This is a genomic window from Streptomyces glomeratus, from assembly GCF_021462825.1.
GTDB classification, from domain to species: domain Bacteria; phylum Actinomycetota; class Actinomycetes; order Streptomycetales; family Streptomycetaceae; genus Streptomyces; species Streptomyces glomeratus.
In genome coordinates this window covers 1-839 of record NZ_JAKEEB010000101.1, presented here as the reverse complement: position 1 = coordinate 839, position 839 = coordinate 1, and the positions used below count along the sequence as shown (strand labels likewise).

Genomic DNA, 839 nt, shown 5'->3' with positions numbered 1-839 from the left:
TGCAGGTCGGCAACGCGCTGGACGGCTCGGCGGTGGTTGGCGGTGCGCTTGTCGCGGCGGGCGCGGGGGAAGCGGGCAAGAGCCTGTTGTGCGGCGTCGAGCTTTGCGGCGGCCTTCCGGCCGTGGCGCGGGTTGGGTACGAACTCGCCGTTGGAGTCGGCGCTGCGCGCCTCCGGTCCGAGGACGCGTTTCCCTCCCCGGCTGAAGCCGGGGATACCCACCCAAGATCAGGGATGGCTTCATCAACCGGTCGCATATAGAGACCCGAGAGCAGCTCGACGAGGCCGCCCGAGCCATCGCCGGCGTCCCCGAGGCCGCCGATTTGGCCCTGACCCTGCTTCTGTACCACGCGGGAAAACTCCGCGCGAACTTCGCCTTCGACGATCTGAACACCGTCCTGACCACCTCTGCCCTCGCCACTGCAGCCAGCCCCCACCGCGACGAGCCGGTAGTCCTGGCACTGCGCTCATTCGCGGCGTTCGGCAGCCGCGCGCTGACGACCGAACACGCCCGCGGCCTCCTTGACCGGGCGTGGACGGCCCCACACCGCTCGCGGCATGTGGTGGACGTGTGCCTGAACGGGCTGGCGTTCTCCGTGCCCTTCGACGGCCAAGGGGAACTCCTGCGCCGGCTCGCGCAGGAGGCCGTGGAGACGCACCCCGACGACCACATGTTCCGCTTCCGCCTCGCCACGGCCCACCATCTGTGCGCCGACCACGACGAGGCTCTGTCACATATCGACGCCGCTCTGGCCCTGCTCGCCCGCCATCCGTTGATCTTGCGTGGGTATCCCCGGCTTCAGCCGGGGAGGGAAACGCATCCTCGGCCCGGAGGCGCGC

Annotated in this window: 1 protein-coding gene and 1 pseudogene; one reads left to right on the top strand and one right to left on the bottom strand. The window is 70.1% G+C overall.

Annotation, left to right across the window (positions count from 1 at the left end; genetic code table 11):
- Positions 1-221, bottom strand: a pseudogene (locus LZ604_RS35495) (hypothetical protein); the annotation flags it as partial.
- A 101-nt stretch (positions 222-322) separates the two neighbouring features.
- Between LZ604_RS35495 and LZ604_RS35490 the strand changes: the two are divergent.
- A partial coding sequence (locus LZ604_RS35490) for a hypothetical protein (RefSeq protein WP_234520356.1) occupies positions 323-839 on the top strand: 517 nt, incomplete at its 3' end.